Source organism: Yinghuangia seranimata (assembly GCF_029953285.1).
GTDB classification, from domain to species: Bacteria; Actinomycetota; Actinomycetes; order Streptomycetales; family Streptomycetaceae; genus Yinghuangia; species Yinghuangia seranimata.
Genome location: NZ_JASAOI010000010.1, coordinates 127,919 through 145,924, shown reverse-complemented (window position 1 = coordinate 145,924; position 18,006 = coordinate 127,919). Strand labels below are relative to the sequence as shown.

The window sequence follows — 18,006 nt, the reverse complement described above, 5'->3', positions numbered from 1 at the left end:
CGCGCTGCGCGATCGGCGGGCCCGGGTGAAGATGGCCGGGTCGGACACGTTCCGCGTGCGGCCGGTCGCTGTGCGCGATGAAACCCGAGGAGAACCCCGTGCGCGCAGTCGCCGTCATGCAGCTGGGGGCCGCACCCGAGCTCGTCGACGTCCCCGTGCCCGAGGCGGGCCCGGGCGAGGTGCTGGTCAAGGTCTCCGGCGCCGGGCTCAACCCGTTCGACTGGAAGGTCGCCGACGGCACCGCGATGGCCGACGCCGAGCACACCTTCCCGCTCGTCATGGGCGTCGACTTCGCCGGCATCGTGGCCGCGGTCGGACCCGGCACCACCGCCTTCGAGACCGGCGACCGGGTGTACGGGCAGACCGTCAAGGTCCCGGTCGGCACCGGCACCTACGCCGAGTTCGTCACCGTGCCCGAGGCGGCCGCGGTCGCCCTCGCGCCGTCCTCCATCACCCTCGTCGAGGCCGCGGCCGTCCCCACCGCGGGCATGGCCGCGCTCAGCCTCGTCGAGACCGCGGGCCTCGGCGCCGGGCAGACGCTGCTGCTGATCGGGGCGTCCGGCGGCGTCGGCTCGTTCGTCACCCAGCTGGCCGCCGCCCGCGGCGTGCGGGTGATCGCGGCCACCCGCGGCCCGCAGGGGCAGCGCATGGGCTCGCTGGGCGCCGCCGAGAGCGTCGACGTCCTCACCCAGGACCTCGCCGAGCACGTCCGCGCCGACCGTCCCGACGGCGTCGACGCACTCGTCGACCTGGTGTCCGACGCCGCCGCGTTCGACGCCATGAGCGCGCTGGTGCGCGACGGCGGCGTGGCCGTCACGACCCGCTTCGCGGCCGATCCAGCGGCCACCGCCGCGCGCGGTGTCGAAGGCGTCAACTTCAACCTCGCCGCCTCCGCCGGGCTCCTCGAACGGCTCGCCGCGGAGCTCGACACCGGGCGCCTGCGGCTGGAGGTCGAGGCCCAGGTCCCGCTCGCCGACGCCCCCGCCGCGGTCGCCCGCAACAAGGCCGGCGGCGCCCGGGGCAAGACGGTCTTCGTGGTCTGAGCCGCCGCCCGGGTTCTGACGTTCCGTCAACATGCTTGGCCCGGCTCCCGCTACGGGTGCCGGGCGACGATCCGCTGAACGTTCGATGTTGATTTCGATGTTGATCAAGTAAGGCACGTACCGGCGGCGACGCCGTACCGTGGGGTGCATGCGCGTTCTCAACGGCAAAGTGGAGCCGGTCACCCAGGTCCGATACCTGCGGGCCCGCCGTGGCGGCGGGACCGAGAGCGCGCTGCTCACCGTCGAGCAGATCCGCGTCGACACGCTGCCCGACGGCGTCGACGCCGTGGTCCTCACCGGCGACCTCCAGGGCATCGCGCCGTCCCCCTACGGCGGCGACGACGTGCTGCTCGGCATCGCGCTCGCCGACCACATGACCGTCTGGTCGGGCGCCGGCGTCCTGCCGCCGCTCGACCGCACCGGCGTCGTCCTCGCCGGCGACCTGTACTCGGCACCGCGCGCCAACCGGCGCGGCGCGTCCGGCGAGGTGCTCGACGTGTGGCTGGCCTTCGCCGCCGCCGGCTGCGCCTGGATCGTCGGCGTCGCCGGCAACCACGACCTGCTCACCGCCGAGGAGGTCGCCGGGCTCGGCGGCTCCGCCGCACTGCTCGACGGCGACTGCGTCGAGCACGGCGGCATCCGCTTCGGCGGCGTCAGCGGCGTCATAGGCGACCCTCGGCGCACCGACCGGCGCGCCGAGGACGAGTTCCTCGCCCTGCTCGCCGAGGTCGGCAAGGCCCACCCCGAGGTGCTCGTGCTGCACGAGGGCCCGCCCGGCGTGCGCCGCGAGCAGTACGGCAACCCGGTCATCGGCGGTCGGCTCGCCGACGACACCTCGCCCGCCCTGACCGTGTGCGGCCACGTGCACTGGGACCGCCCGCTGGCCCGGCTCGGCGGCGGCCACGTCGTCAACGTCGACGGACGCGTGGTCGTACTGACCCGCTGACCCGGTCGCCCCGCGCGGCGGCGACCAGGCAGGATGGGGGGCGTGAACCTCATCGACCGGCTCCCCTCCGACACCGATCCCGACAGCCTCTTCGAGGCCTTCTCCGCGTGGACGGAGGAGCGCGGGATCACGCTGTACCCGGCGCAGGAGGAGGCGCTGATCGAGGTCGTCTCCGGCGCGAACGTCATCCTGAGCACGCCGACCGGGTCGGGGAAGTCGCTCGTCGCCGTGGGCGCGCACTACTACGCCCTCTCGCGCGGCGTGCGCACCTTCTACACCGCGCCGATCAAGGCGCTGGTCTCCGAGAAGTTCTTCGACCTGGTCAAGGTCTTCGGGACGTCCAACGTCGGCATGATGACCGGCGACGCCAGCGTCAACGCCACCGCGCCGATCATCTGCTGCACCGCGGAGGTGCTCGCCCAGATCGCGCTGCGCGACGGCGCCGAGGCCGACGTCGGCCAGGTCGTCATGGACGAGTTCCACTTCTACGCCGAGCCCGACCGCGGCTGGGCCTGGCAGATCCCGCTCATCGAGCTGCCGCACGCCCAGTTCGTCCTGATGTCCGCGACGCTCGGCGACGTCACGCGGTTCGAGGAGGACCTGACCCGGCGCACCGGGCGGGCCACCGCGGTCGTGCGCTCGGCGGTCCGGCCGGTGCCGCTCACGTACGAGTACGTGACGACGCCCATCCACGAGACGCTCGAGGAGCTGATGCGGGTCGGCCAGGCGCCGGTCTACGTCGTGCACTTCACGCAGGCCGCCGCGGTCGAGCGGGCCTCGTCGCTGATGAGCATCAACCTGGCCTCCAAGGAGGAGAAGAAGGCGATCGCCGACCTGATCGGCCACTTCCGCTTCACCACCAAGTTCGGCCGGAACCTGGAGCGCTGGGTCAAGCACGGCATCGGCGTGCACCACGCCGGCATGCTGCCCAAGTACCGGCGGCTCGTCGAACGGCTCGCGCAGGCCGGGCTGCTCAAGGTCATCTGCGGCACCGACACCCTCGGTGTCGGCGTCAACGTGCCGATCCGCACCGTGCTGTTCACCGCGCTGTCCAAGTACGACGGCGTGCGGGTGCGCCGGCTGCGGGCCCGCGAGTTCCACCAGATCGCCGGCCGCGCCGGGCGGGCCGGGTTCGACACCGTCGGACACGTCGTCGTCCAGGCGCCCGAGCACGAGATCGAGAACCTGCGCGCGCTCGCCAAGGCCGGCGACGACCCCAAGAAGCGCCGCAAGGTGGTGCGCAAGAAGGCGCCGGACGGCTTCGTGTCGTGGAGCGGCGAGACGTTCGAGCGGCTCCAGACCGCCGAGCCGGAGCCGCTCACCTCGCGGTTCAAGGTGTCGCACGCGATGCTGCTGTCCGTCATCGGCCGCCCCGGCAACGCGTTCCACGCCATGCGGCGGCTGCTCACCGACAACCACGAGGACCGCGCCGCGCAGCGCCGGCACATCCGCAGCGCGGTCCAGATCTACCGCTCGCTCGTCGACGGCAGCGTCGTCGAACGCCTGGAGGCGCCCGACGCCGAGGGCCGCATCGTGCGGCTCACCGTCGACCTGCAGGAGAACTTCGCGCTCAACCAGCCGCTGTCCACGTTCGCGCTGGCCGCCTTCGAACTGCTCGACCGCGAGTCGCCGTCCTACGCGCTCGACCTGGTCTCCGTCGTCGAGGCGACCCTCGACGACCCGCGGCAGATCCTCGCCGCGCAGCAGAACAAGGCGCGCGGCGAGGCCGTCTACCAGATGAAGGCCGACGGCATCGAGTACGAGGAGCGCATGGAGCGGCTCCAGGACATCACGTACGAGAAGCCGCTGGAGGAGCTGCTCTCGCACGCGTACGAGGTCTACCGCACGGGGCACCCGTGGGTCGGCGACCACGAGCTGAGCCCGAAGTCGATCGTGCGGACGATGTACGAGCAGGCCATGACGTTCGTGGAGTTCACGAACTTCTACGAGCTGGCGCGCGCCGAGGGCATCGTCCTGCGGTACCTCGCGAGCGCGTACAAGGCGCTCCAGCAGACGGTCCCCGACGACCTGAAGACCGACGAGCTGCTCGACCTGATCGAGTGGCTCGGCGAGATCGTCCGGCAGGTCGACTCCAGCCTCCTGGACGAGTGGGAGCAGCTGGCCAATCCGGAGGCGGTCGCGGCGGGGCCCGACGTGCTGGAGGAGAAGACCAGGCCGGTCACGTCCAACGCGCGCGCCTTCAAGGTGCTGGTCCGCAACGCGCTGTTCCGGCGCGTCGAACTGGCCGCCCTGCGGCGCTGGTTCGACCTGGGCGAGCTGGACGGCGAGGCGGGCTGGGACGCCGACCGGTGGTCCGCGGCGATGGGGGAGTACTACGCGGAGCACGCCGAGCTGGGCACCGGGCCGGACGCGCGCGGGCCGAAGATGCTGCTCATCGAGGAGGAGCAGGGCGGCTGGACCGTACGCCAGATCTTCGACGACCCGGCCGGCGACCACGACTGGGGCATCAGCGCCGAGGTCGACCTTGAGGCGTCGGACGAGGAGGGTCGGGCGGTCGTTCGGGTGACCGGAGTTGACCGGCTCTGAGCCGCAAAATGACCCGGTTTGACCGGATCATCCTTTCTGTTGCTATTTCACCCATATGCCGCTTGCCGTGCCGCGCCCAGGGCCCGACGGTGGATCATGACGCCGACCGCACGGCGGCGTCATGGTCCCCCGAACAGGGAGAAACACGTGACTCACTGGGTCAAGAAGACGACCATCGCCCTCGTCGCCGCCGGCGCCGCCCTCGCGTTCTCGGCCGGCACCGCCTCCGCCGACGCATGGGCGCACGGCGCGGCGGTGGGCTCACCGGGCGTCCTCTCGGGGAACGTGATCCAGGTCCCCATCCACGCGCCGATCAACATCTGCGGCAACACCGTCAATGTCATCGGCTTCCTCAACCCGGCGATCGGCAACGTCTGCGTGAACCGCTGACGACCCGGGTCTGACGACCCGAGCGAACGGCCCCCGCGTATTTCTTCCGTGGACGCGGGGGCCGTTCGCGTGACCGGGGGAACGCCGGTCCGCGCGGGGGTTCGGTCGTGGGGCGCGGTGGGGCGGTGGGACGCGCGGGGATGGGGGACGATGGGCGGATGGATACCGCCGTTTCCGCTGCCGCCGCTGCCGTGACCGAGCCGTCCACCTCGAAGTGGTCGGTGGGGTCGGAGCGTTCGATCCTGTCGCTCTGGTCGCGGGGGTCGGTGCTGTCGATCGGGTCGGACGGCTCCGTGCTGTCGATCGGGTCGATCGGTTCGTTCGGGTCCGTCGCGTCGATCGGGTCGGCGTTGTCGGTGGTGTCGGTCGGGTCGTGGCTCAGCTTCGCGTCGGCGTTGTCCGCGGCGTCGCGGTGGTCGGTGATGTCGTGGCGGTCGTCCGGGGCCGTGTTGGCGAACGGGTCACGGCGTTCCGTCGGCTGACGCGGGTTCGGCCTCTTCCGGGCCCGGCTTCGGGTCGGGGGCCGGGCCTACGGCCTCCGCGAGCTTCGCGGCCATGCCGGTCACCGCGGCGACGGGGTCGCCGGAGGTGGCGAGGGGCTTGGCCGTGCCCTCGTCCTCGGGGGTGGCCACCGGCCGCGGGCCCGGCGGCGGGGCGTTGCGGCGGGCGATGTCGGTCGCGGCGTGGTCGAGGTAGCGCAGCAGTTCGACCGGGAACGGCAGGATCAGCGTCGAGTTCTTCTCCGCCGACACCTCGACGATCGTCTGGAGCAGCCGCAGCTGGAGTGCCGTCGGGGTCTGCGACATCACGTCCGCGGCCGCGGCCAGCTTCTCGGAGGCCTGCAGCTCGCCGTCGGCGGTGATGATGCGGGAGCGGCGCTCACGCTCGGCCTCGGCCTGCCGTGACATCGACCGCTTCATGGACTCCGGCAGCGCGACGTCCTTCAGCTCGACCCGGTCGATCTCGATGCCCCAGCCGACCGCCGGCGAGTCGAGCATCAGGGCGAGGCCCTGGTTGAGCGGCTCGCGGTTGGTCAGCAGGTCGTCCAGGTCGCTCTTGCCGATGATGGACCGCAGCGACGTCTGCGCGACCTGCGACATCGCGTACATGTAGTCCTGCACCTCGACGATGGCCCGCACCGGCTCGCGCACCCGGAAGTACACGACGGCGTCGACGCGCACCGTCACGTTGTCGCGCGTGATGCCCTCCTGCGCGGGCACCGGCATCGTGATGATCTGCACGTTGACCTTGCGCACCTTGTCGAGGATCGGCACGACCATGGTCAGCCCGGGCGGCCGCGTCTCGGACTGCACCTTGCCCAGGCGGAACACGACGCCGCGCTCGTACTGCTGGATGACGCGCGCGCCCCGCGCGGTCGTGAACAGCACGATGAGCGCGATGATCACAACGACGATCAGAATGGCCATGCTCGGCTCCGATGGCTCGCACAGACGCTCGGGACTGTTGCTAACCCCAGGGTAGGGCGATGTGGCGCGCGCCACTAAGGTCCGGGACCTTCGACCCTGGCCCGGCCCCGCCGTCCGGCCCCAGGCTGGAGGACGATGCACTCGGGAGCGGTGAAGGAGGCCACGTCGTGACCGCCGCCCCGACCGGGCGCAGCGCGTCGGAGGGCACGGCCCGGTGGCTGATCCTGGCGCTCACCGCCGTCTACACGCTCGGCGTCGTCGTCGCCGACCTGGTCGGGCCGTACGAGGTCCACCTGCACTCCGCGCTGGTCGCCCTGCCCGCGCTCGTCGCCCTCACCTACCGCGCCCGCTGGACGCTCGCCGCGGGCGCGCTGGCCATCGGTGTCAGCGTGGCCCTGCACTTCCGAGGGGACGCGATCCACGAGGCGCCGCTGCGCAGCATCGGCATCTTCTGGGCGATCCTCGTCGTCACCGCGGTCGGCTGCGTCGCGTCCCGCGACCGCACCCGGCACACCGCGCAGCTCCGGCAGGTCAGGTCGGTCGCCGAGGTCGCGCAGCGGGCCGTGCTCCGGCCGGTCCCCGAGACGCTGGGCGGCCTGCGGCTGCACGTGCGCTACCAGGCGGCGGCGGCCGAGGCGCGGATCGGCGGCGACCTCTACGAGGTCCTGGACACGCCGTACGGCGTGCGGCTGCTGCTCGGCGACGTGCGCGGCAAGGGTCTGGAGGCGGTGGAGACCGCCGCGGTGGTGCTGGGCGCGTTCCGCGAGGCCGCCTACGACCACGCGAAGCTGTCCGACGTCGCCGAGCGCGTCGAGGTCAGCCTGCGCCGCCACCTGGGCAGCGAGGACTTCGTGACGGCGCTGCTCGCCGAGTTCCCGGCCGGCGGGGGCGTGCGGATCGCCGCGTACGGGCACGAGCCGCCGCTGCTGGCCCGCGACGGGCGGGTCTCGCGCGTCGCGTTGGGCCGCGAGCAGGAGCTGCCGTTCGGGCTGCACGGGGTCGGCCCGGACGCGGAGTTCTCGCCGCTGGAGCCCGAGACGCTGCCGTTCGGGCCCGGCGACAGGCTGCTGCTCTACACCGACGGCGCGGGCGAGGCGCGCGACGCCGGGGACGCCTTCTTCCCGGTCGAGGCCGCGTTCGCGCGGCACCACGGCGGCCCGCCGGAGCGGGTCCTCGCGGGCGTGCACGAGGACCTGCTCCGGCACGTGGGCGGTCACCTGCACGACGACACCGCGCTGCTGCTGGTGTCGGCCTGACGGTCACCCGGGACCGCCGCGGCCGACCGTCCCGCCGGTTTGCCGAATCCCCCTTCCCGGTGCCTCCCGGTGTGGTTGTGTGGTCGGGCGGGCTCAGCCCGCCTGGCGCAGTTCCCCAAGTCCTTCCAGGTACGCCGCGGCGCCCACCGCGGTGCGCGAGGGTGCGGCGACGGTGTAGCGGCCGCTGTTGAGGCCCCACTCGTAGTTGCCGCGGATCCAGTCACCGGTGCCCTGGACGGCGCGGTCGACCGCCGACCGCTCCGTCTCGTCGAGCTGCAGCTCGTCGCACATCTTCGGCACGCGCGTGTGCAGGTCGACGACCTCGGCGAGCTTGTCGTACGTCATGCGGATCGCCGCGTCGAGGGCGGCGCTCCGGGAGCAGCGCAGGTGCCGCTGCAGCACGGTGACCAGGTTGTGCTGGTCGCCGCGGTCCTCCTCACGGTCGAGCGAGTGCACGTCGTTCATGTAGGCGATGCAGTCGGTCGTCGTGTGCCGGAGCCGGCGCATGACGGGGTGCGCCTGTACGTGCGGGGGTACCTCGAAGCGGCCGATCCGCTCGACGGCGTCGAGCGAGTGCTGCAGGCCGACGGTGTGCTGGCGCAGCGCCGCGTAGCCTTCGAGGTCCATCACGGTGCGGTGCGTCGCGAGATGGATCTCGCACACCGCGGCGGCCATGAAACGTGCCCAGTTGCTCGCGAATCTGTTCTGCCAGGTCTCCGACATGCCGTCGCACATCTGCGGCCAGATCTCGGCCCACGCGAGGGTCACGGGGCAGACGACGTCCGGCGGCGTGCCGGCCGGGCGGAACGGTATGGCGATCATCTCGCGCGCCACCGCGGAGACCTGTGACGGCCGGTCGCCCGACGCGTCGAACTGGTCGTCGAACAGGAACGCGAATCCGAACCAGTTGACCAGCATGTCCAGGTCGGCTCCGGTCGCCTCCGGGTACGTGCGCGCGGCGGCCTGGGCCAGGTCCCACGACGCGTACTCGGTCAGGCCCGCCTCGCCGCGGACCAGGTCGTGCGACCAGGTCCAGTCGAGGTTGCGGACCCGAGCACCCTCCAGATCCGGACTGATCCGGGAGGTGAAAGGAATGGTGAAGTGAACATCCTGCGGCATAGGACTTCTCCGTCCGACTCAGCCGGCGACGGTCGCGCCCCGGCTCCCACCCGAGCCGTTACCGAACCCGCGATCCGTCGGCTCGAATCAGCTCTACCGCCGGGTGATGTGTGCCGCAAGGTTCCTATACCGATGAATTACCGTGGGCGGCCCCTCTTTCGACTGATCGTCAAATAGCCCAAAAATAGCGTCAGTTCCGCGTGGGGCCGGTGACCGGATTTGAATTTCCGGGGCCGTGCGGGCAGGGGCTTCCGCGTCGGGTTACCCGGCAGTAATGTCGGGTCATGACGAGCAAGCAGCGCACGGCCACCGCCCGGCCGCCCCGGCACCACTACGACGTCCTGGTGATCGGCTCCGGTTTCGGCGGCTCCGTGAGCGCGCTGCGACTGACCGAAAAGGGCTACCGCGTCGGCGTCCTGGAGGCCGGCCGCCGCTACAGCGACGGCGAGCTCCCGAAGACGTCGTGGGACCTGCGCAAGTACCTGTGGGCGCCGAAGCTCGGCATGTTCGGCATCCAGCGCATCCACGTCCTCAAGGACGTCGTCGTGCTGGCCGGCGCGGGCGTGGGCGGCGGATCGCTGAACTACGCCAACACGCTCTACGAGCCGCCCGCCCCGTTCTTCCGCGACCCGCAGTGGGGGCACATCACCGACTGGCAGGCCGAGCTGTCGCCGTTCTACCGGCAGGCCCGCCGGATGCTCGGCGTCGTCACCAACCCGCACATGACGCCCGCCGACGAACACATGAAGGCGGTCGCCGAGGAGATGGGCAAGGGCGACACGTTCCACCTCGCGCCCGTCGGCGTGCTGTTCCCGCGCGACGGCGAGCGGCCCGGGCAGAAGGTCGCCGACCCGTACTTCGGCGGGGCGGGCCCGGAGCGCACCACGTGCACCGAGTGCGGCTCGTGCATGACCGGCTGCCGGGTGGGCGCCAAGAACACGCTGCTGAAGAACTACCTCTACCTCGCGGAGCGCGCGGGCGCCGAAGTCCACGCCGAGCGCACGGTCCGGCGCGTGCGGCCGCTCACGGGCGGCGGCTACGCCGTCGAGACGGTGCGCACCGGCGTGCACTCAGGTCGTAAGACGGCGCGCACCTGGACGGCGGACCAGGTCGTCTTCGCCGCCGGCACGCTCGGAACGCAGCGGCTGCTGCACCGCATGGTCGACGAGGGGACGCTGCCGCGCCTGTCGCCGCGCCTCGGCGTGCTCACCCGTACCAACTCGGAGGCGCTGATCGGGGCGGCCGCCACGAAGCTCGGCGTCGTCGAGGCGAACGTCGGCGTCGCGATCACCTCGTCGTGGCACCCCGACGAGAACACCCACATCGAACCGGTGCGCTACGGCAAGGGCTCCAACGCGATGGGGCTCATGCAGACGCTGCTGACCGACGGCGACAGGCCGCGTGTGCGGCAGCTGTTCCAGCAGATCGCCAAGAACCCGCGCAAGCTCAAGATGCTCAGCATCAGGAACTGGTCCGAGCGGACGATCATCGCGCTGGTCATGCAGTCGCTCGACAACTCGCTCACCGTGTACCGCAAGCGCGCCCCGTTCGGGCTCGGGAAGAGCCGCCTGACGACGAAGCAGGGCCACGGCGAGCCGAACCCGAACTGGATCCCGGTCGCGCACGAGGCCATGAAAAAGCTCGCCGACCGCGTCGACGGCGAGGCCGGCGGCACGTGGGGCGACCTGTTCAACGTGCCGATGACCGCGCACATCCTGGGCGGCTGTGTGATCGGGGACTCGGCGGAGAGCGGCGTGGTCGACCCGTACCACCGCGTGTACGGGCACCCGGGGCTGCACGTCGTGGACGGCTCGACGGTCAGCGCGAACCTGGGCGTCAACCCGTCCCTGACCATCACGGCGCAGGCCGAGCGCGCGATGTCGCTGTGGCCCAACAAGGGCGAGAAGGACCCGCGGCCCGAGCCGGGGGCGGGGTACGAGCGCGTCGCGTGCGTCGAACCGAGGCGCCCGGTGGTGCCGGAGAGCGCGCCGGGGGCCCTGAGGCTGCCGATCGTGGAGATCAAGGGGTAGGTGGCGTAGTGGAGTGCCTTTGACCCCGTGTGGTGAGATACCCGGATGACGACGAACGGCGTGAGCGCGGCCGAGACCGCCCCGGTCCCGGCCGACGGCGGCCCCGGCACCGCCGTGCCGGAGGCGGCCGGCCCGGCCGCGCCCGCCGCGTCCGTCGAGGGCGCGACCACGCCGTTCGCGCCCGGTCGGCGCGGGCTCGTGCTGGCTGTGCTCGGCGGGCTGCTGCTGTTCGCGTCGTTCGAGCCCGTCGACTGGTGGCCGCTGGCGTTCGTCGGGCCCGCGCTGCTCGTCGTCGCGCTGCACGGCCGCACGGCGAAGCAGGCCTTCCGGTACGGCTTCGTGTTCGGCGTCGCGCTCTTCGCCCCGCTCGTGTTCTGGCTGACCAACCTCGGCTGGGCCCCGTTCCTCGCGCTCACGCTCGCCGAGTCGGCGCTGTTCGGGCTGCTCACCATGCCCGTGCCCGCGCTGCTGCGGCGGCGCGCGTGGCCGGTGTGGGTGGCCGCGTGGTGGATCGCCGTCGAGGCGATCCGGGGCCGCCAGCCGCTCGGCGGGTTCCCGTGGGGGCGGCTCGCCTTCAGCCAGGCCGACTCGCCGGCACTCGGCTGGGTGACCGTCGCGGGCGCGCCCGGGCTGAGCCTCATTGTCGTCCTCGTGCCGGTCGCGCTCGCGTGGCTGGTGCTCGCGGGGCGCGCACGGCGCAGGCTGCCCGCCGCGGGCCTGGTCGGCGCGCTCGCGCTGGTCGCGGTGGGGCCGCTGCTGCTGCCGTCCCGCACCGGCGGCGGGCCCGAGGCGACCGTCGCCGCCGTGCAGGGCAACGTGCCGCGCGCCCGCAACCTCGAGGAGCAGACCCGGGTCAAGCACGTCACCGAGAACCACGTCAACGTCACGCACCAGCTGGCCGCGGACGTCCGCGCGGGCAAGGTGCCCCGGCCGCAGCTGGTGGTGTGGCCGGAGAACGCGACGGACTCGGACCCGCGGCACGACCCGTACCTGGGGCGCATCATCCGCGAGGCCGTCGACGACCTGGGCGTGCCGGTGCTGGTCGGGGCGATCCTCGACAGCCCGGACGGCTCCGACCGGCCGTACAACTCGGGCCTCATGTGGCGTCCGTCGAACGACCCCGTCTCGCCGGGGCCCGGCGAGTGGTACGCGAAGCAGCACCTGGTGCCGTTCGGCGAGTACATCCCGATGCGGGACGTCCTCGGCGGCCTGGGCGACCTGCAGCTGATCCCGCGCGATTTCCGGCCCGGCGCCGGCCCGGTGCTGTTCCGGACCGGACCGATCGTCGTGGGCGACACGATCTGCTACGAGGTCGGCTACGACGGCGTCGTGCGCGACTCGGTGACCCCGGGCGCGAACCTCATGGTGATCCAGACCAACAACGCGACGTACGAGCGAGGCGTCAGTTTCGGCCAGAGCAAGCAGCAGCTGGACATGGCCCGAATCCGCGCCGTGGAGCACAACCGGGCCGCCGTTGTCGCCTCCACGGTCGGCATCAGCGCGGTCATCGCGCCCGACGGAACGGTGCTGGCCAAGAGCGGGCTGTGGGAACCGGCCGTGATCGTCAAGACGGTCCCGCTGCGGGACGGCACGACGCTCGCCGACCGGGTCGGGTACTGGCCCGAGCTGGCGGTCTGCCTGGTCGCGGCCTACGCGGTGCTCAGCGGCGTGCGGTGGCCCGCGGTCGCGGCGCGCGTGACCCGGCGGGTCAGCCGGAAAGCGACCGGTCCCGAGGCCTGACCGCGCCGCCGGACCGGCCCCGGCCGGTGCGGCAGGTCAGTCGATCCGCACGATCCCGTCGTCGGTCTCGAAGAACACCGCGGTCAGCCCCGCGTCGATGTCCTCGTCCTCGCCGGGCGGCGTCCAGTCCACGTCGACGTCGTCGAGCGGGTGCTCCGCGGGCTCGCCGAGCCACTCCGACACCGTCTCCGGCGACCCCACGATCGCCAGCTTGCGGATGCGCACCGCCGTGCGGACGTCGACCGACGGGTGCTGCGCCATGTCGAGCCACTGCACGATGTACGGCAGCTGCGGGTCGTCCATCAGGTCGAGCACGCCGATCTGCCGCCACTTGAGGTCGTAGCGGTCCGGGCGCACCCGGTGCCCGTCGGTCGCCGCGCGGCCGAGCCGCTCCTCGACCGGCGCGATGTCGTCGACCCGCGCGACCCAGCCCAGCCAGCCGCCGCCCAGCTCGGCGCGGCGCTTGACGGCGCGGCCGAACGGCGCCGAGTCGGTCGCCGGGTGGTCGAGCGGCGTCACGACCTCCACATAGGTGCCGCCGGCCAGCGGCAGGACGAAGTTGCGGGTGCCGAAGCGCGGGTGCACGCCGCCGTCCTGGAACGGGGCGCCGAGCATCGAGCCGAGCCGCCCGACGGTGGAGACGAACTCACCGGGGGACACGGCGTAGGAGACGTGGTCGAGTCGCATGCCGCGGCTCCTTCCCAGGGCGTGCGGGCCCAACCACCCGGCTTGGCGGAACCCCCCGATCGAGGGACGCCCGGCTGTCGCCCGTGGTCGAATCGTCCCCCGTCACCCCGCTGGCCTGCGCGTTCAGCGGCTGTTTAACGGGTGCCGCGACGCTGCCGGCGGCAGCACGTCACGGGGACCAACTGAAGAGGGTGTAGGAGATGCATTACCCGTACGAGGGTTCGGGCAAGGCGGTGCGGATGTCCCGTCTGTCCGGCGCGGGCAACGGGCGCTACCTGATGGTGCGGACGGCCGACGAGGGCGGGGCGTCGGCGTCGGCACCGGTTCCTGGGGCCGGCGGGGGATCCGGGACCGGGGGGCGGGCGGGTGTCGCGGGCTCCGCTGTCTCCCCCTCCGTTTCCGCTCCCGCCCTCGACGTCGACGGGTTCCTGCTGGCCGCGCACGCCGCGGTCGACGCGGGCGCCGACGCGCTGATCGTGCCCAAGGGGCGCACCCGGCTGCTGGCCCCGGACCTGTTCGGGCGCTGCGCGCTGGTCGTCCACCTCAGCTCCGGGCTGCCGTACGACGCGCACGCCGACGCCCGGCAGGTGCTGGTCGGCGGTGTGACCGACGCGTTGCGGCTGGGCGCCGACGCGGTCAGCGTGCACGTCAACTTCGGCTCGGACGGCGAGCTCGCGCAACTGCGCGACGCGGCGGCGGTCGCCGAGGAGTGCCGGGACTGGAGCATGCCGCTGCTCGTCGCGGCGCACGCGCGCGGCCCGCGGATCGCCGACCCGCGGTCGGTCGAGACGCTGTCGCGGGTCGTGACGATCGCCGCCGACCTGGGTGCGGACCTGGTCGCCACGTCGTTGCCGGTGCCGCTGTACCGGATGGTCGAGGTCGTCGCGAACAGCCCCGTTCCGGTCATCGCGGCGGGCACCCCGGTGGGCGGCGTCGACCTTCCGGGGTTCGCGCGGGCCGTGCTGGCGACGTCGTGCGCCGGGCTCGCCGTGGACGCGCGGGCGCTCGCCGGGCCGCTGGTCGGGCAGGCCGTGCGCGAGCTCGCGGGCGTCGTGCACGACCCGTTCATCCCCGACCGGCCACGGCTGCGGCACCTGGTCTCGGTGTCCTGAAGGCCGCACCCCGTCAGCCTTCCGGCGGCTTCCCCGTGAGCGTCAATCGGCCGTTCAATGCGTGTTTATCACCGCTCGCGATCGTTGGGCTGTCTGGCTGACAACAGCCTTATTTCTCCGCATGTATTCAGGAGACCCTCCAGCAATGACCTCCATTCGTCCCCGCGTGTCCTCGGAGCACCGCCGATGACCGCCAACCCCTCGGCGGCGCAGACCGCCGTCAACGCCGCCGCGGCCGCATCCCGTGCCGCGGAGGCGGCGTCCGGAACCCCGGCCGCCGTCCTGCACGCGGACCCGCGGTTCCGCGAACTCAAGCACCGCTTCCGGTGGTTCGTCTTCCCGGTCACGGCGATCTTCCTGGCCTGGTACCTGCTGTACGTCCTGCTGTGCGCGTACGCACGGGACTTCATGGCGCACAAGGTCGTCGGCAACGTCAACGTCGCGCTGGTGTTCGGACTCGGGCAGTTCGCCGCGACGTTCCTGACCGCCTGGGTGTACTCGCGCTACGCGGCCCGCCGCCTCGACCCGCTGTCCGCCGAACTCCGCGCGGAGGCCGCGAAGTGACCGACCACAAGACCCTCACCATCGCGCTGTTCACCGTGTTCATCGTGGTGACCCTCGCGATCACGGTCGTCGCGGGCCGGCGGACCCGCAGCGCCGCCGACTTCTACGCGGGCGGCCGGTCGTTCTCGCCGCTGCAGAACGGCGTCGCGATCGGCGGCGACTACATGTCGGCCGCGTCGTTCCTCGGCATCGCGGGCATCCTCGCGCTGTCGGGCTACGACGGCTTCCTGTACTCGATCGGGTTCCTGGTGGCGTGGATCGTCGCGCTGCTGCTGGTCGCCGAACCGCTTCGCAACAGCGGCCGTTTCACCATGGCCGACGCGATCTCCGAGCGGCTGCGCTCACCGCAGGTGCGGGTCGCGGCGGGCATCTCGACCATCGTCGTGTCGATCTTCTACCTGATCGCGCAGATGGTCGGCGCGGCGTCCGTCATCTCGCTGCTGCTCGGCGTCTCGTCGGACGCGTCCCGGATCTGGACGATCGTCGCCGTCGGCGCGCTGATGATCTTCTACGTGACGGTCGGCGGCATGAAGGGCACCACGTGGGTGCAGATCGTCAAGGCCGTGCTGCTGATGATCGGCGCGTGCGTCATGACGGTGTGGGTGCTCGCGAAGTTCCACTTCAACATCTCCGACCTGTTGGGCGCGGCCGCCCACCAGTCCGGCAAGGGCGACGGGTTCCTGCAGCCGGGCCTCAAGTACGGGGCCACCGACGGCTGGTCGAAGCTCGACCTGATCAGCCTCGGCATCGCGCTCGTCCTGGGCACCGCGGCGCTGCCGCACATCCTCGTGCGGTTCTACACCGTGCCGGACGCCAAGTCCGCGCGGAAGTCGGTGAACTGGGCGATCGCCATCATCGGCACGTTCTACCTGATGACGCTCGTCATCGGCTTCGGCGCGGCGGCACTGGTCGGCAGCAAGACGATCAAGACCGCCGACCCGTCGGGCAACACCGCGGCCACCCGCCTCGCCGAGTACCTCGGCGGCGGACCGGGCACCAACGGCGGCGCCGTCATGCTGGCCTTCATCGCGGCGGTCGCGTTCGCGACGATCCTGGCCGTGGTCGCGGGCCTCACCCTGGCGTCCTCGTCGTCGTTCGCCCACGACCTGTGGGCCGGCGTCTTCCGGCGCGGCCGCACCACCGACGCGGGCGAGGTCAAGGTCGCCAAGATCGCCGCGATCGTCATCGGCGGCGTCGCGATCGCCCTGTCGGTGTTCGCCCGCGAGCTCAACGTGGCGTTCCTCGTCGCCCTCGCGTTCGCCATCGCGGCGTCCGCGAACCTCCCCGCGATCGTGTTCTCGCTGTTCTGGAAGCGGTTCACCAAGGCGGGCGCCGTCGCCGGCGTCTTCGGCGGCCTGGTCTCGGCGATCGTCGTCGTGTCGCTCTCCCCGATCGTGTGGGGCGGCGCCAGCGACACCAAGCCGGCCGTCACCCTCACCGCGGCCCAGGCCGACAAGTGCGGCGTCGACGCCAAGAACAAGCACGTCGGCAACGCCACCGCGCTGCTGTCCTGCACCAAGGTCGCCCCGATCCCGCTGGAGAACCCGGGCCTGATCTCCATCCCGGTCGGCTTCATCTGCGCCGCGGCAGGCACGATCCTCACCTCCCGCCGCCGCACCGACGCCGACGACCAGGCCTTCGAGGAACTCGAAGTCCGCGCCCTCACCGGCGCCGGAGCCCACTGACGGGCCCCACCCGAAGAGCCGCGCCGCCGTCGAGTCACTCGCAAACACCCGACGGCGGCGCACCTTCGCTTTCCGCCCGCTTCAGGACCGGCCGAGCCGGCGCGGCCCGGTCTCCTTCGCTGGAAAGAGCGAAAGGGCGGGCAACTCTTTGTCAAGAGCGCGACCCGGTGGCCGGTTACCGAGCGTGGTAGGTCACAGTGGATGCCATGGCTCCATCACCTCCGCGTACCCCGGGACCCGGTGCCTTCCGGGCCGTCGCGTTGATCGCTCTCGGGATCGCCCTCTTTCTCGGCGCACTGATGCTCGGGGACAGCCAGACCGACCTGCACGGATCGGGGCATGGCGGACATTCCGGCCAGGGTGGCGAGGCGCTCAGCGGCATGGCCGGTATGGCCGCCGTGCTCGGCAAGCCGACGATCGCGAAGATGTTCGGCTGGCACCCCGAGCCGCTGTTCGTCGCCGGCAGCATCGCGGCGGTGCTGCTGTACTGCGCGGCGGTGTGGCGGCTGCGCAGACGTGGGGACAAGTGGCCGATCGGCCGGCTGATCAGCTGGCTCGCGGGCGTGGCGACGGTGGTGTTCGCGACCTCGACCGGGCTCGCGGCGTACGGCACGGCGCTGTTCAGCATCCACATGATCCAGCACATGATCCTGAGCATGCTGTCGCCGATCCTGCTGCTGCTCGGCGCGCCGATCACGCTCGCGCTGCGCGCGCTGCGGCCGGCGGGGCGGGGCAAGCGAGGGCCGCGTGAGGTGCTGCTGGCGGTCCTGCACAGCCGGTTCTCGGCGTTCATGTCGTCGCCGCTGGTGACGCTGCCGCTGTTCATCGCGAGCCTGTACGTCCTGTACTTCACGCCGCTGCTCGACGCCGCGATGGGCAACATGTGGGGCCACCGGTGGATGATGATCCACTTCCTGGCGGTCGGCCTGCTGTTCTTCTGGCCGATCATGGGCATCGACCCGGCGCCGCGGAAGACCGGCTACGTCATCAAGATGCTCGAGCTGTTCGCGGGCATGCCGTTCCACGCGTTCTTCGGCGTCGCGGTGATGATGTCGTCGTCGCTGTTCGTGAACTCGTTCGCCACGCCGCCGGCGTCGTGGAACGTCGACACGTTGAACGACCAGCAGGTCGGCGGCGCGATCGCCTGGGCGTTCGGCGAGGTGCCGACCGTGCTCGTGCTGCTGGTGATCTTCTCGCAGTGGATGAGCTCGGAGGAACGCCTCGCGCGCCGCAAGGACCGCCAGGCGGACCGGGACGGTGACAAGGAGCTGGACGCGTACAACGCCTATCTGGCGCGGCTGGCGGGAGGCCCCGCGGCGGCCGCCGTGTCGGCGGAGTCGGAGCCTGAGTCCGGGGACGAGGCGGTCGACGCCGCATCTGCGGCTGACGGCGAACAGGCGGTGGCGGTGTCGGAGGACCGGCAGCCTGCCACCTGACATGTGGAATCGCGGTGCGGCCCC

At 72.0% G+C, this 18,006-nt stretch carries 15 protein-coding genes; 12 read left to right on the top strand and 3 right to left on the bottom strand.

Annotated features, from left to right (window positions below):
• Positions 1 to 98 precede the first annotated feature (98 nt).
• The 5 genes from QI554_RS06900 (at position 99) to QI554_RS06880 (ending at position 5,408) form a co-directional block, all read left to right on the top strand.
• Complete coding sequence (locus tag QI554_RS06900) at positions 99 to 1,043, top strand: NADP-dependent oxidoreductase (protein WP_281467023.1); 945 nt, start codon at positions 99 to 101, stop codon at positions 1,041 to 1,043.
• Between the two features lie 148 nt (positions 1,044 to 1,191).
• A complete protein-coding gene (locus QI554_RS06895; RefSeq protein ID WP_281467021.1) occupies positions 1,192 to 1,989 on the top strand; it encodes a metallophosphoesterase family protein in 798 nt (265 codons plus the stop codon).
• A gap of 33 nt (positions 1,990 to 2,022) precedes the next feature.
• Positions 2,023 to 4,536, top strand: coding sequence for a DEAD/DEAH box helicase (locus tag QI554_RS06890; RefSeq protein WP_281467019.1), 2,514 nt, complete (start codon positions 2,023 to 2,025; stop codon positions 4,534 to 4,536).
• A 174-nt stretch (positions 4,537 to 4,710) separates the two neighbouring features.
• On the top strand, positions 4,711 to 4,926 hold the full coding sequence (locus QI554_RS06885; protein ID WP_281467435.1) for a chaplin: 216 nt from the start codon (positions 4,711 to 4,713) through the stop codon (positions 4,924 to 4,926).
• 158 nt (positions 4,927 to 5,084) lie between these two features.
• Complete coding sequence (locus QI554_RS06880) at positions 5,085 to 5,408, top strand: hypothetical protein (RefSeq protein ID WP_281467017.1); 324 nt, start codon at positions 5,085 to 5,087, stop codon at positions 5,406 to 5,408.
• On the opposite strand, the gene QI554_RS06875 is transcribed toward QI554_RS06880, so the two are convergent.
• Positions 5,388 to 6,353, bottom strand: a complete 966-nt coding sequence (locus QI554_RS06875) for a slipin family protein (RefSeq protein ID WP_281467015.1) — start codon at positions 6,351 to 6,353, stop codon at positions 5,388 to 5,390. The genes QI554_RS06880 and QI554_RS06875 overlap by 21 nt on opposite strands.
• Before the next feature lie 167 nt (positions 6,354 to 6,520).
• Here QI554_RS06875 and QI554_RS06870 point away from each other — a divergent pair, with 167 nt between their 5' ends.
• A complete protein-coding gene (locus QI554_RS06870) occupies positions 6,521 to 7,609 on the top strand; it encodes a PP2C family protein-serine/threonine phosphatase (RefSeq protein ID WP_281467013.1) in 1,089 nt (362 codons plus the stop codon).
• 93 nt (positions 7,610 to 7,702) lie between these two features.
• Here the strand turns inward: QI554_RS06870 and QI554_RS06865 are convergent, their stop codons facing one another.
• On the bottom strand, positions 7,703 to 8,728 hold the full coding sequence (locus tag QI554_RS06865; protein WP_281467011.1) for a terpene synthase family protein: 1,026 nt from the start codon (positions 8,726 to 8,728) through the stop codon (positions 7,703 to 7,705).
• Between the two features lie 284 nt (positions 8,729 to 9,012).
• Here QI554_RS06865 and QI554_RS06860 point away from each other — a divergent pair, with 284 nt between their 5' ends.
• Together QI554_RS06860 and lnt are read left to right on the top strand one after the other, a co-directional pair.
• Positions 9,013 to 10,758, top strand: coding sequence for a GMC oxidoreductase (locus QI554_RS06860; RefSeq protein ID WP_281467009.1), 1,746 nt, complete (start codon positions 9,013 to 9,015; stop codon positions 10,756 to 10,758).
• 45 nt (positions 10,759 to 10,803) lie between these two features.
• Positions 10,804 to 12,498, top strand: coding sequence for an apolipoprotein N-acyltransferase (gene lnt, locus QI554_RS06855; protein WP_281467007.1), 1,695 nt, complete (start codon positions 10,804 to 10,806; stop codon positions 12,496 to 12,498).
• 36 nt (positions 12,499 to 12,534) lie between these two features.
• On the opposite strand, the gene QI554_RS06850 is transcribed toward lnt, so the two are convergent.
• Positions 12,535 to 13,185 carry a VOC family protein gene (locus QI554_RS06850; RefSeq protein ID WP_281467006.1) on the bottom strand — a complete coding sequence of 217 codons (651 nt, stop codon included), beginning with the start codon at positions 13,183 to 13,185 and terminating at the stop codon, positions 12,535 to 12,537.
• Positions 13,186 to 13,385: 200 nt separating this feature from the next.
• Here QI554_RS06850 and QI554_RS06845 point away from each other — a divergent pair, with 200 nt between their 5' ends.
• The 4 genes from QI554_RS06845 to QI554_RS06830 all read left to right on the top strand — a co-directional run bounded on the left by QI554_RS06845 (position 13,386) and on the right by QI554_RS06830 (position 17,982).
• Positions 13,386 to 14,297, top strand: a complete 912-nt coding sequence (locus QI554_RS06845) for a class I fructose-bisphosphate aldolase (protein ID WP_281467004.1) — start codon at positions 13,386 to 13,388, stop codon at positions 14,295 to 14,297.
• Positions 14,298 to 14,483: 186 nt separating this feature from the next.
• Positions 14,484 to 14,861, top strand: a complete 378-nt coding sequence (locus tag QI554_RS06840; RefSeq protein WP_281467003.1) for a DUF485 domain-containing protein — start codon at positions 14,484 to 14,486, stop codon at positions 14,859 to 14,861.
• Positions 14,858 to 16,546: a solute symporter family protein gene (locus QI554_RS06835; protein ID WP_281467000.1), complete on the top strand. Its 1,689-nt coding sequence runs from the start codon at positions 14,858 to 14,860 to the stop codon at positions 16,544 to 16,546. Before QI554_RS06840 ends, QI554_RS06835 begins: the two co-directional genes overlap by 4 nt.
• Positions 16,547 to 16,926: 380 nt before the next feature.
• Complete coding sequence (locus QI554_RS06830; protein WP_425527930.1) at positions 16,927 to 17,982, top strand: cytochrome c oxidase assembly protein; 1,056 nt, start codon at positions 16,927 to 16,929, stop codon at positions 17,980 to 17,982.
• Positions 17,983 to 18,006: the final 24 nt, after the last annotated feature.

Excerpts from the sequence above, each read along its gene's own strand:
- QI554_RS06880 (WP_281467017.1), top strand. The coding sequence starts at position 5,085 with ATGGATACCGCCGTTTCCGCTGCCGCCGCTGCCGTGACCGAGCCGTCC.
- QI554_RS06890 (WP_281467019.1), top strand. The coding sequence starts at position 2,023 with ATGGGGGGCGTGAACCTCATCGACCGGCTCCCCTCCGACACCGATCCC.
- QI554_RS06860 (WP_281467009.1), top strand. The coding sequence starts at position 9,013 with ATGACGAGCAAGCAGCGCACGGCCACCGCCCGGCCGCCCCGGCACCAC.
- QI554_RS06850 (WP_281467006.1), bottom strand. The coding sequence starts at position 13,185 with ATGCGACTCGACCACGTCTCCTACGCCGTGTCCCCCGGTGAGTTCGTC.
- QI554_RS06840 (WP_281467003.1), top strand. The coding sequence starts at position 14,484 with ATGACCGCCAACCCCTCGGCGGCGCAGACCGCCGTCAACGCCGCCGCG.
- QI554_RS06875 (WP_281467015.1), bottom strand. The coding sequence starts at position 6,353 with ATGGCCATTCTGATCGTCGTTGTGATCATCGCGCTCATCGTGCTGTTC.
- QI554_RS06830 (WP_425527930.1), top strand. The coding sequence starts at position 16,927 with ATGGCCGGTATGGCCGCCGTGCTCGGCAAGCCGACGATCGCGAAGATG.
- lnt (WP_281467007.1), top strand. The coding sequence starts at position 10,804 with ATGACGACGAACGGCGTGAGCGCGGCCGAGACCGCCCCGGTCCCGGCC.
- QI554_RS06845 (WP_281467004.1), top strand. The coding sequence starts at position 13,386 with ATGCATTACCCGTACGAGGGTTCGGGCAAGGCGGTGCGGATGTCCCGT.
- QI554_RS06895 (WP_281467021.1), top strand. The coding sequence starts at position 1,192 with ATGCGCGTTCTCAACGGCAAAGTGGAGCCGGTCACCCAGGTCCGATAC.
- QI554_RS06865 (WP_281467011.1), bottom strand. The coding sequence starts at position 8,728 with ATGCCGCAGGATGTTCACTTCACCATTCCTTTCACCTCCCGGATCAGT.